General features: G+C 41.9%; 6 protein-coding genes. 3 read left to right on the top strand and 3 right to left on the bottom strand.

Annotated elements, in window-relative coordinates; translation table 11 throughout:
- The first annotated feature begins 630 nt into the window (after positions 1–630).
- Both V7L20_RS30565 and V7L20_RS30560 read left to right on the top strand, forming a co-directional pair.
- Entirely contained in the window at positions 631–6597 is a 5967-nt protein-coding gene (locus V7L20_RS30565) for an amino acid adenylation domain-containing protein (protein WP_334747665.1), read from the top strand.
- A 24-nt stretch (positions 6598–6621) separates the two neighbouring features.
- Positions 6622–7803: an aldo/keto reductase gene (locus tag V7L20_RS30560; protein ID WP_334747664.1), complete on the top strand. Its 1182-nt coding sequence runs from the start codon at positions 6622–6624 to the stop codon at positions 7801–7803.
- Between the two features lie 103 nt (positions 7804–7906).
- Here the strand turns inward: V7L20_RS30560 and V7L20_RS30555 are convergent, their stop codons facing one another.
- Entirely contained in the window at positions 7907–9235 is a 1329-nt protein-coding gene (locus V7L20_RS30555; RefSeq protein ID WP_334747663.1) for a hemolysin family protein, read from the bottom strand.
- Between the two features lie 240 nt (positions 9236–9475).
- On the opposite strand from V7L20_RS30555, the gene mfd reads away from it, so the two are divergent.
- Positions 9476–13078 (top strand): transcription-repair coupling factor, encoded by a 3603-nt coding sequence (gene mfd, locus V7L20_RS30550; RefSeq protein WP_334747662.1) that lies wholly within the window; start codon positions 9476–9478, stop codon positions 13076–13078.
- 26 nt (positions 13079–13104) lie between these two features.
- Here mfd and V7L20_RS30545 read toward each other — a convergent pair whose 3' ends face one another.
- On the bottom strand, positions 13105–13629 hold the full coding sequence (locus V7L20_RS30545; RefSeq protein ID WP_334747661.1) for a hypothetical protein: 525 nt from the start codon (positions 13627–13629) through the stop codon (positions 13105–13107).
- Positions 13630–14832: 1203 nt separating this feature from the next.
- Positions 14833–16260 (bottom strand): right-handed parallel beta-helix repeat-containing protein, encoded by a 1428-nt coding sequence (locus V7L20_RS30540; protein ID WP_334747660.1) that lies wholly within the window; start codon positions 16258–16260, stop codon positions 14833–14835.
- Positions 16261–16717: the final 457 nt, after the last annotated feature.

Raw genomic sequence — 16717 nt, 5'->3', positions numbered from 1 at the left:
CTCTAAGAGAATTGGTTATAAAGTAATATCAACAATATCATCAGTGTTAGATATCTGTGAGTCTTGTCATATCTGCATTATAAACATTTTTCCCTACTGATAGAGAATCAATTTTTTGACTTTACACTATTTTTACATTTGAATAAACACAATGAAGATTTGGTAATAATTATTTTTTCCTTTAGCAAATTTTCGTATAAAAAGATAAAGTTTTTTCAGTCATTGTATTTGAACCATCATATAGATAATCATAGAAAAACGAAAATCTGGAAATTAAATGCTTTTCCTGACTGTACCTCAATATTGTAAATCCGACAGGTTCTTAAATTTAAATGCGTTTTAAAGTTTTAGCTAAAAATAAAATGTTTGGTAAAATCTTGACTATTATGTTTAATAAATTATCGATTAGCTAGAGTTTTAGGCATTAATTATGTTTGAAGATGCAGATAATTAGCCTGGGTATGCAACTCAGAAACATTTAGCGCCCCGGATTATCCTTGAGCCTGGCTAGGCTTCTATCCTGAGGGCATTTCTTAATGTGCAGAATCACAGATAATTTTGTATAAAAACACTTACAATAAATAATAAATTAAAAAAATCGCATTTGTTTATGGAGTTGATATATAAAAAATGCAGATAAATAGCCAGACTTCAGAGTATAAGCAAAATATTCCTTTAAATACTTTAACTCACATCATCGGTACTCAAATTATAGAGGGATGTAATGAGACTCAAGTAGTTGATCGCGATCTGTGCATTCATCAGATGTTTGAGAGGCAAGTAGAGCGATCACCTCAAGCAATTGCTGTAGCATTTGACGATATACAACTTACTTATCAACAGTTAAATAAGCGGGCGAATCAACTAGCGCATTACCTACGTACTTTGGGAGTTGGGCCTGAAGTACTTGTGGGGATTTGCTTGGAGCGCTCTTTGGAGATGATCGTAGGAATACTGGGTATTCTCAAAGCTGGAGGCGCTTATGTGCCTTTAGATCCGGCATATCCCGCAGAGCGTTTAACCTTCATTTTATCAGATACCCAGACACCAGTATTGTTGACCCAAGAAAAATTGGTCAAGAACTTACCACTGCATCAGGCACAAGTGGTTTGTCTAGATTCAAATTGGCAAGGTAACACCCAAAACAGCCAAGAAAATCCTGTAAATCAAACGACGATTGATAACCTGATCTACGTAATCTACACATCTGGTTCTACAGGACAGCCCAAAGGTGTAATGATCCCTCATCGTGGTATCTGCAATCAACTATACTGGCGGCAAACAAACTTTAAATTAACTCCAGCAGATAAAGTTTTACTGACTATTTCTTTTAGCTTCGACCCCTCAGTGTGGCAGATATTCTGGCCATTGTGTTTTGGAGGGCAATTGATCCTGGCTCGCCCTGGTGGACAGCAAGATACTGCTTACCTTGTGAAGGTGATTATTGAGCAGCAAATCACTGTCTTGGCTTTAGTACCTTCTATACTACGTGTCTTACTGCAAGAGAAGGGAATAGAAAATTGCCGATTTCTTAGGCATATTACCTGCGGTGGTGAAGCTTTACCGAGCGAACTCATAGAACACTTCTTTGCCCAACTGAATTTGGACAATGTTTTCCATAATTGCTATGGTCCGACAGAAGCTTCTATTGATGCCACTTTCTGGACTTGTCAGCGCGGCACTAATTATACCATAGCTCCCATTGGTCGCCCCATTACTAATGCAGAGATTTACATCCTTGATGAAAATTTGCAGCCTGTGCCTGTTGGTGAATCAGGTGAACTGTATATTGGCGGAATTGGTCTAGCGCGAGGCTATCTTAACCGTCCAGAATTAACCAGAGAGAAGTTCATTTTCCACCCTTTTAGCTCTGAAGTGGGGGCACGTCTTTACAAAACTGGAGATTTGGCACGTTTTTTACCAGATGGTAATATCGAGTTCCTTGGTCGTATTGACTACCAAGTGAAAATTCGTGGCTTCCGAATTGAATTGGGAGAAATTGAAGCGATATTAAGACAACATCCATCACTAACAGAGACTCTAGTCATAGCTAGAGAGGATGTTCCTGGTAACAAGCAACTAGTAGCATATATTATTGCCAACCCAGAGCAAATTCCTAGTCAGGTTGAATTGCGTCGCTTTTTGCAAGGTCGGTTGCCTGAATATATGGTGCCTGCCTCTTTTGTCTTTTTGGACAACCTGCCATTAAACCCCAATGGCAAAATAGACCGCCGCGCTTTACCTGCACCGCATACATCTGATCTTGCTCTATCAACTAACTTTATCCCACCACAGAATGCTACAGAAGAAGTCTTAGCTAGCATCTGGGTAAAAGTTTTGCGTTTGGAACAAGTAGGGATTCATGACAATTTTTTTGAATTGGGAGGCCATTCACTGCTGGCGACTCAAGTCATGTCTAGGGTTCGCCAAGCTTTTCAAATAGAAATGCCGTTGCAAATCCTATTTGAGAATCCAACGATCGCTAGTTTAGCTCAAGCCATGCCTACGGCAACCCGAAGCGGGAACGCTCAAACCCAGATTACAGAAAATGACCTCCAAAACCAGACAATTCCCTTAATAGCCAACCGCGAGTCAGTCCCTTTATCCTTTGCCCAGCAGCGAGTGTGGTTTTTGGAGCAGTTGGAACCTAATAGCCCAGCTTATATCATCTCCAATGCACTGCGTTTAACAGGCGAGTTCAGGGCGAGTATATTGCAACAAGCACTAAATGCCATCGTCATCCATCACGAAGCACTGCGAACAAACTTTATTACATCACCGGATGGTAGTCCCATACAAGTTATTGGTAAGCCCCGGCCAGTTGAACTCAAAATAATTAAAGTAACACAGGAGCAGGTACAATCTTTACTAAATCAAGAGTCGCAACGCCCCTTTAACTTAGAATCTGACTTAATGTTGCGAGCTTGCTTGCTCCAGATAGACGAACAGCAACAGATACTTTTGTTGGTGATGCACCACATCGCTTCAGATGGCTGGTCAATGGGCATTCTCTGGCAGCAGTTAGCATCCCTTTATGAAGCTTTATTGAGCGGTAAGCCTTCTCCTCTGGCAAAATTACCGATTCAGTATGCTGATTTTGCTATCTGGCAGCACCAATGGCTATCGGGTGAAGTCCTCTCCAGTCAAATAAACTACTGGAAAACCCAGTTAGCAGGTGCTAATACTGTACTGGAATTGCCTACCGACAGGCCACGGCCACCAGTGCAAACTTACCAAGGGGCGGCCCAATCCCTGATTATACCTCAAACCCTGAGTGCATCGCTCATAGAACTCTCACGTCAGGAAGGTGTTACCCTATTCATGACCTTGCTGGCAGCCTTTGGGACAATCCTGCACCGCTACAGTGGGCAAGAAGATATTCTCATCGGTTCTCCCATTGCTGGACGTAACCGTTCTGAAATTGAAGGGCTAATTGGATTTTTTATTAATACCGTCGTTTTACGGATTGATTTTTCCGGCAACCCTAGTTTTCGTTCAGTGCTGAATCGAGTTCGCCAGATGGCATTAGGTGCTTATGCCCATCAAGATATGCCCTTTGAGAAACTGGTAGAAGAACTGCAACCAGAGCGAGATACCAGTCGTAACCCACTGTTTCAAGTGTGGTTTAATATGCTCAATTTAAAGGATATCCAACTGGAACTACCTGGGGTGGCGATAGAACCAGTTTCGATGTTAGAAACAGCTTCTAAGTTCGACTTAACCTTATATGTAACAGAAAAAAATCAGGGAATCCAACTTGATTTAGTCTACAACACCGATCTGTTTGCTTCAGAGCGGATGATGGAAATGCTGCATCAATTTCATCATTTGTTGAATCAAATTGTTGCTACTTCGGATAGCCAGATTAGTTTGTATTCTCTTGTGACACCAGAAGCGCGAACTTTGCTACCAGAACCAAGGGCGGTTTTGCCAGAACCTGGGTACGAATTGGTAACAACAATGTTTACCTCTTGGGTAAATCGCACCCCAGAACATTCGGCACTGCGTCAAGGTTCTCGCATTTGGAACTATGGGGAATTGGGCAAAAGCGCTCAAGCTTTAGCACAGGTTTTATTATCCAACAAAGTCCAACAAGGAGATGTTGTAGCCGTATTCGGGACACGAAGCTTTGCACTGATTGCGAGTATGAACGCTGTACTTTTGAGTGGCGGTGTTCTACTGACTCTCGATCCAAAACTTCCTAGCGATCGCCACCTGCTCATGCTAAAGGAAGCTAAAGCTAAATATATATTATATATTGATAATCAGTTTCCACAAATCAAAGAAATATACAAATCTTTAACAATCATCAGTGTAAACCCAGACACAGGAGAAGCGATAAATTTCCTCCAAGACAGCAGTAAAGCAATAAACTTGCCTGAAATCACTGCCGACGATCCAGCTTATATTTTCTTTACTTCTGGCACCACAGGTATACCCAAGGGAGTGCTGGGATGTCACAAAGGGATGGCGCATTTTCTTAACTGGCAGAGGCAGACATTTGAAATTGGTCAGCAAGACCGGGTAGCCCAATTAACAGGTCTTTCCTTTGATGTAGTTCTCAGAGATATCTTCTTACCTTTGACTAGTGGTGCAACCCTGTGTTTGCCAGAAGAAGGGCATAACCTAGAACCAACTAAAATTCTCAATTACTTGGAACATGAGCAAATTTCTGTGCTGCACACAGTTCCATCGCTGGCGCAATCATGGTTAGCTAATGTGCCGTCAGGAGTCTCTCTACGTAACTTACGCTGGTTGTTCTTTGCTGGAGAACCTCTCAAGGAGACACTGATATATCGCTGGCGGGATGCTTTTCCAGAATCAGGTGAAATTGTCAATCTCTATGGGCCGACAGAGACAACTTTGGCGAAGTGCTATTATAAAATACCCGTGGAGTGTACACCAGGGGTACAGCCAGTAGGATTGCCGCTTCCTGAAACCCAAGCACTAATTTTAACACCGAATAACCAGCTGTGTGGCATTGGTGAACCAGGTGAGATCGTGATGAGAACGCCATTTTGCACTTTGGGTTACATAAATGCTCAACAAGAAAACCGTTCTCGGTTTGTCAAAAACCTTTTTCGGAATGACGAACGAGATTGGCTTTATTATACAGGCGATCGCGGTTGCTATCGTCCAGATGGCTCTCTGGAAATTCTCGGTCGCCGAGATGATCAAGTCAAGATCCGTGGGATACGCATTGAGCTAGGGGAAATTGAGACGGTATTAGCCCAACACCCCCATGTACTCCAAACTGTAGTAATTGCCCGTAAAGATGTTCCTGGCGATCTACGTTTAGTAGCTTACATTATCCCGAATCAAGACTGGGCATCTACAATTAGTGACATACGGAGCTTCCTTTTAACAAAGCTTCCACAGTACATGCTTCCTTCGGCTTTCGTCTTGCTGGACACCATGCCTTTAACCCCCAACGGCAAGGTAGACCGCCGGGCCTTACCAGCACCTGACTTATCAAAGCAAGAATTGGAAGTCACCTTTGTTGCTCCCCGCAATGAAGTGGAACGCCAGCTAATAGAGATTTGGGAACAAACTTTAGGTATACAGCCCATTGGCGTCAAGGATAACTTCTTTGAGCTTGGAGGACACTCCATATTAGCAGCAAAACTGTTTTGGCAAATTGAGAAGACATTTCAGAAAAATCTGCCCCTTGCCATTCTCTTCCAGTCAGGAACTATAGAGGCTTTAGCCCAAATAATCTGCCAAGAAGATTTAGCAGCAAACAAGACTTTAGTAAATACCTTAGACAAATCAAGAACTACTTGGTCATCCTTGGTAGAAATTCAACCCAATGGTTCCAAGCCACCTTTTTTCTGTATTCACGGACTGGGTGGAGAAGTCTTGTGTTTCCGTGAATTGGCACAGCATCTCGGGCCAGACCAACCATTCTACGGACTACAACCACAAGGGCTAGATGGAAAACATCCTTTCCATACACGGATTGAAGACATGGCAACTCACTACATTCAAGAAATTAAGACCTTTCAGCCCAATGGCCCTTATTTTCTGGGTGGTTATTCTTTTGGAGGTGTAGTTGCTTTCGAGATGGCTAGACAACTGCTAGAGCAAGGCGAACAAGTTGGTATTCTAGTTATGCTTGATAGTTGCCGTCCAGGTTATAGCTGGCGGGCTTCATTTTTCCAACGAGTTTTCTTGCATTTAAATAATATCGTTCAACAAGGGCCAGCCTACCTTTGGCAAAGGGTTGTGAGATGGAGTTATTGGCGTAAGTCTCTTCTGCAAAATACATACGACCGTTACTTGGAAGTGGCATTAGATATACCTATAAGTGACAAGCATTTAAAAATTATAGATGCTAACACTCAAGCCGTTAGTGAATATATTTTCCCAGTTTACCCTGGTCGAGCTATCCTGTTGCGAACGGAAGATCAAAATCGGGATGAAGCTATAGGTACACAATACGATCCTCAATTCGGCTGGGGCGACCTAGTTACTGAAGGATTAGATATCCATTATATTCCCGGATCTCACCTTGGCCTACTTAATGAGCCGCATGTACAGGTGTTAGCCAATACATTGAGAAATTGCTTAATCCAAGCGCAGTCTCCAAAAAATTAATGGCAAGCAATTCACAATCTACTGATGCTATATAGACGATTTGGACGCACAGAATTACAGATGCCAGTGTTTTCCTGCGGTGGCATGAGATATCACTTCAAATGGGAGGATATTCCCAATCATGAAATTCCTGCTGATAACCAGGCAAATCTGGAAGCGACTATTAGAAAGGCAGTTGAGGTTGGGATTAATCATATTGAAACTGCTCGTGGTTATGGCACTTCCGAAATGCAATTGGGAAGAGTTCTACCTAAATTTCCCCGCGAAAAGTTGATTGTTCAGACCAAAATAAATCCAAAGGCAGATGCAAAAGAATTCCGCGATACATTTGAACAATCATTGCAAAATCTCCAGTTAGATTATGTTGACCTTTTAGGGTTGCATGGCATCAATCATGCTGAGTCATTAGACTACAGCATCCGTTCCGGTGGCTGTTTGGAAGTAGCACAGCAGTTGCAAGCAGAGGGAAAAGTTAGATTTATTGGCTTTTCCACACACGGCTCAACAGATATGATTGTGCAGACAATTAATACCAATCTATTTGATTATGTGAACCTGCATTGGTACTACATTAATCAATGGAATTGGGCGGCAATCAAAGCAGCTAAACGCCAGGATATGGGGGTGTTTATTATTAGCCCATCTGATAAAGGAGGTTTGTTATATAAACCACCACAAAAATTAGTAAATCTTTGCGCCCCGTTGAGTCCAATGGTGTTTAATGATTTGTTTTGTTTGAGTCATCAAGAGGTGCATACTCTGAGTGTGGGAGCAGCAAAACCGCAAGATTTTGATGAACACCTGAAGACTTTAGAGTTAGTAGATCGGGCATCAGAAATTTTACCGCCAATTTTAGCAAGGTTGGAGTCAGAAGCGATCGCTATTTTAGGAAAAGATTGGGTACAATCCTGGCAGACAAATTTACCAACTTTTGAGGAAACCCCTGGTCAGGTAAATATTCAGGTAATTTTGTGGCTGCAAAATTTAGCGATCGCCTACGATCTGGTAGACTATGCCAAAATGCGCTATAACCTGCTTGGTAATGCCAGTCACTGGTTCCCCGGTAACAAAGCCGATCGGCTAGATGAATTAGACTTGCGGCAATGTCTCGCCCGCAGTCCCCACGCCGATAAAATCCCCCAAGTTTTGGCACAAGCACATCAGTTGTTGGCGGGTGAGGCTGTCCAACGTCTATCTAAAACTTGACAAATTGCATAAATAAAGCATTGGGTGTGGTACATGGGAAATAGTAAACAATAATTATCAATGCCCAATGCCCAATAAGCTTTTTGACTTTTGCCTGGCGGTGCTAATCAGATTTTTTTGTATCCGGTGATTTAATTCCCTTTGGTACGACTAACACCTTATCAACGCGGTTACCATCCATATCCATCACTTCTATTCGCATACTTTGCCATTCAAAATAATCTGCTGCGGCAGGAATACGGCCTAAATGGGTGATGACAAAACCACCTAAGGTTTGATAGCTGCCACTTTCTTCCGATTGCCACTCTTCCATACCGAACAGTTCTAAAAACTCCTCTACAGGTAACATCCCATCCAAAAGCCAGGAACCGTCTTCGCGTTGCACCGCTTGTGGTTGATCTTGCCCATCTGTTGAAGGAACATCACCCACGATTTCGCTCATGATGTCGTTGAGAGTGACTAATCCTTGAATCACGCCGTATTCATCGACTACTAGCGCCATGTGAGTAATCGTTTGCTTGAACAATTCCAAAACTTTCAAACCACGAGTGCTTTCTGGCACGAATACGGGCTGTCGCAATCCCACTGTTAAATCTAGTGCTTCTCCTCGAAAACTCCTGGCTAATAAGTCGGTCACAGGCATAACACCCAGCACATTGTCAAGTCCTCCCTGACAAACTGGATACCGAGAATAGGCACTATCATCCATTTTTTGGCGATTTTCTTCGGCAGTGTCATCCAAGTCTAGCCAGACAATATCAGGACGGGGCGTCATTAAGTAGCTGACAGGGCGATCGCCTAAACGAAAAACTCGCTCCACCATATCCTGTTCAGCTTCCTCAAAGGTTCCCGCCTCAGTGCCTTGCTCAATTAAAATTTTAATTTCTTCTTCGGTGACTTGCGGCTCGGTAGAAGCTGTAATTCCCAGTACTCGCAGGATCAAATCTGTAGAAGCGCTTAAGAGATAGACTACAGGAGAAGCGATCGCCGCCAAAGCTTGCATAGGAATCGCTACAATCGATGCAATCCTTTCTGGGTTGTTTAATGCCAAACGCTTTGGTACCAATTCGCCAACAATCAGTGACAAATAGGTAATGATCAAAACCACTATTCCAAATGATAGCGGTTGACTATAAGGTGCTAACAAGGGCACAAGTTTTACATAGATTGCCAGTCGGTTGGCAATTGTTGCTCCTCCAAAAGCACCAGTCAGGATACCGATCAAGGAAATACCCACTTGCACGGTTGACAGAAAATGATTTGGAGACTCAGCTAGTTTCAATGCTGCCTTTGCCTTGGCATCTCCTTGATTAGCAAGCTGTTGTAGCCTAACTTTCCGTGCCGAGACAATCGCCATCTCAGACATCGAAAACAGACCGTTGGCAATAATTAGCACCAAAATGATTAAAATTTCAAAATTTATGGAGGACATGTTTAAAATTGCCGCTTATCAGAGCGAACGTAGCTCAATACCTAGTATCTAGTATTAAAGGTGCTTCTATAAATGCTTTTACTGTACACAAAATAATAGTTATAGTTCTTAAGTTTATTAGTTTCCGTGCATTATTCTTCCAGCGAAAGAATAAGAAGGCTGTTAACACTTTTAAAATAGTTGAGATAAACTGCCTCAAGATTTTCCGATCCACAAAGACTTCCACCGCTAGTAGTACTTATGTCATTTTCTTCTATTGTGCGTGCCTTAGCGCGATCGCCCCTCACCACTGAATTTATTTCTAAGCTAAACCGACAACAGGAATTGCGGTTAAATGGCGTTCCTCGACTACCCAAGGGTTTGGTGGCTTCGGCATTGGCACAGGCTATGGGCAAGGATTTGTTTGTGGTTTGTGCCACTCTGGAAGAAGCTGGACGCATTTACGCACAACTGGAGGCAATGGGATGGCAAACAGTACATTTTTACCCCACCTCTGAGGCTTCTCCCTACGAACCTTTTGACCCGGAAACTGAGATGAGTTGGGGGCAAATGCAGGTATTGGCAGATTTGGGCATGAGGGATAGAAAGCTGGGGACTAGGGACTGGGGACTAGGAGGACAAGAGGAAATTATTGAAAAAGTTACTCCCTTGTCTGTTCCCAAGCCCCAATTCCTAATCCCCAGTACCGGAGCGAAGCGACCCTTGGCGATTGTGGCTACTCAAGGGGCGCTGCAACCCCACTTACCTCCACCAGAAGCTTTTGGGCAATTCTGTCTTACCTTGAAGCGGGGGATGGAATTAGACTTGAATGCCTTCAGTGAGAAAATAACTATTTTAGGGTACGAACGAGTACCTCTGGTGGAAACAGAAGGACAGTGGAGCCGGCGGGGCGATATTGTTGATGTGTACCCAGTTTCATCTGAGTTTCCAGTCCGCCTGGAATGGTTTGGCGATGAAATTGAGCAAATGCGGGAATTTGACCCAGTAACCCAACGTTCTGCCCTTGACAAAGTTGACCAGTTAATTCTTACCCCCACTAGCTTTGCTCCCATCGTCATGGCGGCACTGAAAAATAGTTATGAGTTAGGCGTTATGAGTTATGAGTTAAATTCTGACTCAGAACTTAGCACTCAGAACTCATCATTATTGGAGGGTAGTCGTCGCTTTTTGGGGTTGGCTTTCGAGCAACCAGCGTCCCTGCTAAACTACTTATCAGAAAATACCCTGATTGCCATTGATGAACCAGAACAGTGTCATGCTCATAGCGATCGCTGGGTAGAAAATGCCGAGGAACAATGGAGAATGGGGCATGGGGAAGAATCTACCCCCACTCCCCTAACATTGCCGAAAATTCACCGTTCTTTTGATGAGTGTTTGGCTGATGTTGCCAGGTTTAAAACCTTATATTTATCGGAACTGTCAGAGGAAAATGATGGGATTAATCTTGCCAGCCGACCTGTTCCAATCACGCCGCACCAGTTTGCTAAACTAGCTGAAACCATCCGCCAAGAACGCGATCGCAATTTCTCGATCTGGCTAATTTCTGCTCAACCTTCGCGTTCTGTCTCACTATTGCAAGAACATGACTGTCCGGCTCAGTTTATCCCGAATCCCCGCGACTACCAAGCGATAGATAAGCTGCAAATCAACCATACTCCCATAGCCTTAAAATATTCTGGTCTAGCCGAATTAGAAGGTTTTATCTTACCTACATACCGATTGGTAATCGTTACAGATCGGGAATTTTTTGGGCAGCATTCATTGGCGACTCCCGGCTATATCCGCAAGCGCCACAAAGCTACTTCAAAACAAGTCGATCCAAATAAACTGCGTCCAGGCGATTATGTGGTTCATAGAAATCATGGTGTTGGTAAATTTGTCAAGCTGGAAAGTTTGACGATTAATAATGAAACCCGTGATTATTTGGTGGTGCAGTATGCTGATGGGTTATTGAGAGTCGCAGCCGATCAAGTAGGTGCTTTATCTAGGTTTCGCGCCGGAGGTGATAAAGCACCGGAACTCAATCGGATGACTGGCAAAGCTTGGGAAAATACTAAGAATAAAGTCCGCAAAGCGATTAAAAAGTTAGCAGTGGACTTGTTGAAACTGTATGCAGCGCGATCGCAACAACAAGGTTTTAGCTTCCCAAATGATATGCCTTGGCAAGAGGAATTAGAAGATTCTTTCCCCTACCAACCCACAACGGATCAACTCAAAGCTGTTCAAGATGTAAAACGCGACATGGAAAGCGATCGCCCAATGGATCGCTTAGTTTGTGGCGATGTCGGTTTTGGCAAGACGGAAGTGGCGATTCGTGCTGTTTTTAAAGCAGTCACCGCCGGGAAACAAGTGGCACTCCTTGCGCCGACGACTATTTTAACACAACAGCATTACCATACACTCAAAGAACGTTTTGCTCCCTACCCGGTAAATGTCGGTTTGCTCAACCGCTTTCGGTCTGCTGAAGAACGCCGCGATATTCAAAAGCGATTGGCAACGGGTGAATTAGATGTAGTGGTTGGTACGCACCAAATTTTAGGTAAAGGCGTGACATTCCGGGATTTAGGACTGTTGGTAGTCGATGAAGAACAGCGCTTTGGGGTGAACCAGAAAGAGAAAATTAAAAGCCTGAAAACTCAAGTGGATGTGCTTACCCTCTCAGCTACACCCATTCCCCGGACTTTGTATATGTCCTTGTCGGGAATTCGGGAAATGAGTTTGATTACCACACCACCCCCAACTAGACGACCGATTAAAACCCATCTATCACCAATAAATTCTGAAAGTATCCGCACTGCAATTCGTCAAGAATTAGACAGAGGTGGACAGGTTTTTTATGTAGTTCCACGAGTAGACGGAATTGAAGAGACAACGGCCAATTTACGAGAAGTGATACCGGGAGCTAGGTTTGCGATCGCTCACGGTCAAATGGATGAAAGTGAGTTAGAATCAACCATGCTCACCTTCAGCAATGGCGATGCAGATATCCTAGTTTGTACAACAATTATTGAATCTGGCTTAGATATTCCCCGAGTCAACACGATTTTGATTGAAGATGCTCACCGCTTTGGATTGGCACAGCTGTATCAATTACGCGGTCGTGTGGGACGTGCAGGTATTCAAGCTCATGCTTGGTTATTTTATCCGAAGCAACGGGCATTATCTGATGCGGCACGGCAACGATTACGAGCGATTCAGGAATTTACTCAGTTAGGTTCTGGATATCAGCTATCAATGCGCGACATGGAAATCAGAGGCGTGGGTAACTTGCTTGGTGCAGAACAATCCGGTCAAATGGATGCCATCGGCTTTGATTTATACATGGAAATGCTGGAAGAAGCAATTCGGGAAATCCGAGGACAAGAAATTCCGAAAGTGGAGGATACTCAGATTGACCTCAACCTGACAGCATTTATCCCAGCAGATTATATTACTGATTTGGATCAGAAGATGAGTGCTTATCGGGCGGTAGCCACAGCTAAATCTAAATCAGAATTAAAACAGATTGCAGCCGAATGGAGCGATCGCTATGGTAGTTTACCAGTCCCTGCAAATCAACTTTTGCGAGTTATGGAACTCAAACAGCTAGCGAAAAAACTCGGCTTTAGCCGGATTAAACCAGAAAACAAGCAGCATGTTGTTTTAGAAACACCAATGGAAGAACCCGCTTGGAATTTATTGGCGGCGAATTTACCAGACAATCTCAAGACGCGCTTTGTGTACTCTCCTGGTAAAGTTACAGTGCGCGGGTTAGGAGTTTTTAAAGCAGATCAACAATTGCAGAATTTGATTGATGCTTTCGGGAAAATCCAGGGTGCAATTCCAGAGGTGGCTATTGTTTGATTGAGATAAAAGCTAGCTGTTGACCATTATCGGGAGTTGTTAAATTTAAGTAATATAACAAAACTCAAAGCAGCTAAACTAGCAAATCCAAAAGTAGGTTCGGGAATAGATTTTGCATCTATAAGTGGTTGAATTTCAGAAGAGGAAATATAGTTGGTAAGAAAAGGCTTGCCAATATAATTAAGATAAGGTAAACCAACAATATTAGCAGTATACTCATCTAAATTTTCAGAAGTTGAGAAAGCTAATTTAGAATTACTAGAGTTAAATCCAAAAGAACTTAAACTAGATACACCCGACCATTTTTCTTGGGGAACTTTGGAGTTCCCAGAAAATATCAAATCAAACCTATTTAACTCACTTGTGTAAATCAACCCATCATTATTTTGATCTACACCAGAAAATGAACCAGACAAGACACCTCCACCTTCCCAGCCTAATTGTGTAAAGGCGTAGTCCAGAGATACAGCTTGCACTTGTTTAACTGAGCTTCCTAGCAAATTGAAAATACTAATAGTAGTTGCAAATGCTATTGTTGGGAACCATCTCATATTTTTATGCTAGAGAATTGTTGAGGAATTTTCGATATTGAAAAAGCGAAACTACATGAGCAAAACTAGCTAGACTAATTGTTCTAATCAACCTAGTACAGCACGGCGTAAATTGAGATACCATTCACAATCAGGGAAAAGCTGACAACACAAGCTTTTTGACTTTGAAATTTTGAATGCGTGATTTCCGCCTTGCAGTACTAGCTTTTATTCACCCAAAGGCGCTCCTTCACGCAAACTTAGATGCTGTAGTCAACGCAACTCTGCGAATTTAAATATTTTATTTATCGTTAATGCTGAAATTATAAGAAAAACTTATCAAAACTCAAGTAATATCGAAAATTTTGCTTGTTGATCTCTTGCTTGTTTCACAGATTAGCTTACAAGACATCAACTTACAGCATATTAAAAGGCTAGTCAACTATTTATCACTTTGAAAAATTTTTCAAAGTGTATGTATTGAAAACAAAGCAATACCTTCTGTGCAAGACGCTACGCCAACGCCACCTGCACCACCTGTAAAGATATTTTTGCCAGTAAGTTGTTCCACATATAATTTGTAAATCTAAATTAGATAAACTCGTCTATCTACTGCTAAATAAGTCGGTTTTAAAAAATCGACCTATTTGATGAAATATCAAATCAGGAAACAGCTTATAAATTGCTCATTTCAGAGTTTTTATAAAACTAAACATACATCGGTTTTATCATGCCAACTTACTTATACCGATGTGGAAGTTTTAGAAATGACTCCTAAGATGCACATTTTGGAACCCTTATACAGCAAGGCTTTCATAAAGTGATGAAAAATCTGCATCTTTCATATATTGTTAGTGGCGAGCGCCGCTAATTAGAGGCTCATATCTTGCACCTGATAAAAATAATCAGTATTAACCGAAAACAAGAAAATAAAAGTAACATATAAAAATGGTTGCGGTCGCGCGACCGCAAACTTTGTCGTCAGTGATCGCACAACTTTTCACCACAAGTTCTTAGCTCGACTTTATCCAAAATTAAGAATTCGATTTTCTTTCTCCGGCGAAAACCCTGACTTTTTGGCAAATACTTTTTCTACGTCAACGATTATAGATGAAGTTAAAAAAGTAAAACTACTGTGCCACAAAGGTTTCATCTGAAGCAATGGCGTTGCGAAACAAATGGATAAAGTCGAGCTTAGAGATTAATAACCCGCAACTTAGGTTACTACCGCATTTCGTATGCTCCTCTATCGGGTCGTGAACCCTTCATACGAGAGCCACCCATAAAATCGGTTTTCACACTCTTGAAATTCATACCACTATTGATTGCCGGACTGGTATACTTCAACCTAAAATCACCACCCGGAGCATTCATAAATAGTGGATCTGCAATCATATCACTAGGCCCAGAAACATTTATCAAGGAACTATTAGCGTCGAGGTTGTAATCAAACCTGACATTGTTACCACCGTATCTTACGTTTATCGGTTTCCCACGCTCAGAATAAAGGATGTTATTGAAAACGTTGACATTATTTGAAGCATTAATCGATATTTGTCCGTATAAAATTTCCGGACTTTGGTTATTCATATAACTAGTGTTGTTGACAATATCGATATTCTCACTTTGGAATGTGTGAATGCCGCCACCACCATTTTTATATGTAATGTTGCTGGCAATCAAAGTACGTCCTTGATACGCACTCAATCTTGATCCTTTTTGCTTATTCATTCCACGATCAATAATAATGCCATTACCGTCTTGGATTTTGTGATTAGAAATTGGGGCAACAAACATTTGATTTTTGTAGACCTTATTTCTGGTCACAAATATCTTGTAGTTTCGGTTGTTGTCAGAATTCCAACTGTTAAGCACCGAAATGCCACTACAGGCATAAACTGAGTACCAGGCATTATTGAACACCTCGTTATTATCTATTGTTAAATAGTCTGATTGAATGGCTGTAATGCCTGCACCTCCACAATCATGTACCTTGTTGTTGAGAATTCTTATATGATGGGAGTGACCATTTTCTCCTCCTTCTATGCTGATGCAATTTCCATTAGTCAAGGGGTTTGAGTCGTTATTCTTCTGACTCAGCGCATACTTAGGTTTGATTATGCTATTGTTCCCTGCAACCTCCAGCCCGTTAATTTCAATATATGATGCTCCATCGTTAATCCAAACTCCATGCCATCCATTATGCTGAAGTTTCGGTCGATGTCCAGGGTATGCTTTATACGTAATCCATGCATCTGCCTTTCCAGAGCGTTCAATATCTATCACTGCTCCAGATGGGTATGCATTGTTGTATTCCCCGTCCATAATAAGTACCGTGTCCCCAGGGTTAGTCAGGTCTGCCGCCCTTTGAATTGTTCTAAAAGCGGATGAGGTAGTGCGTCCGCTATTTTTATCGTTTCCTTTACCACTAACATAGTATGTTGTTGCAGTTGAAATAGCACTGACCAGCTTGCGGCTTGGTAGTGGCATTTCTTGATCTGTGAATGAGTGACGAACATCTTTAACAAAAGACTCTGTTACTCTCTGTGCTTGAACTAGACTTGTTAATGCCCAGGGAAGTACAAGAGATGCGCTCAAACTGAGAAAACCTAAACCATGAATCATCATAGGGAAAAATAGGGTATGTTGCAAAAACTGATTCGTTAACGGTCAGTAACTCTAGCCTTAGTCAGTAACTCAGTATTGGATACAGTTGTGTAACTGCCATTTGTAAGTTTATACATTGTTTATCAGGTTTCAACCTGAGAATTCCCACGTAGATATACCTGAAAAGCCTTTTTAGCTTGTCTTCTAAAAAAATAGCAATTGTATAGTAAAAGTACTGAAGGAAAATGATTCAGTATGCAGAGCTATTCCATTAATGGACACCAAGCAACTGTACAAATGGCGTCATTTCCAACTTCGACATTATTGTACTGTGTATACGCGATCTCTGTGGTAAAGATATATATCTGTTATCAATCAGCTAATTTACTTACATATTTATTATCATTATGATAATAAATAAATCTTCAAAACCTATACATAGATTAGTAATCTAGTACTCTATTCTTGTAATGATTATCATTATCATCAAAATCAAAGTAAC

The sequence above is a fragment of the Nostoc sp. genome, from assembly GCF_036916735.1.
GTDB lineage: Bacteria > Cyanobacteriota > Cyanobacteriia > Cyanobacteriales > Nostocaceae > Nostoc.
This window is presented reverse-complemented; position numbering and strand designations above follow the sequence as displayed.

Excerpts from the sequence above, each read along its gene's own strand:
- V7L20_RS30565 (WP_334747665.1), top strand. The coding sequence starts at position 631 with ATGCAGATAAATAGCCAGACTTCAGAGTATAAGCAAAATATTCCTTTA.
- V7L20_RS30560 (WP_334747664.1), top strand. The coding sequence starts at position 6,622 with ATGCTATATAGACGATTTGGACGCACAGAATTACAGATGCCAGTGTTT.
- V7L20_RS30555 (WP_334747663.1), bottom strand. The coding sequence starts at position 9,235 with ATGTCCTCCATAAATTTTGAAATTTTAATCATTTTGGTGCTAATTATT.
- mfd (WP_334747662.1), top strand. The coding sequence starts at position 9,476 with ATGTCATTTTCTTCTATTGTGCGTGCCTTAGCGCGATCGCCCCTCACC.
- V7L20_RS30545 (WP_334747661.1), bottom strand. The coding sequence starts at position 13,629 with ATGAGATGGTTCCCAACAATAGCATTTGCAACTACTATTAGTATTTTC.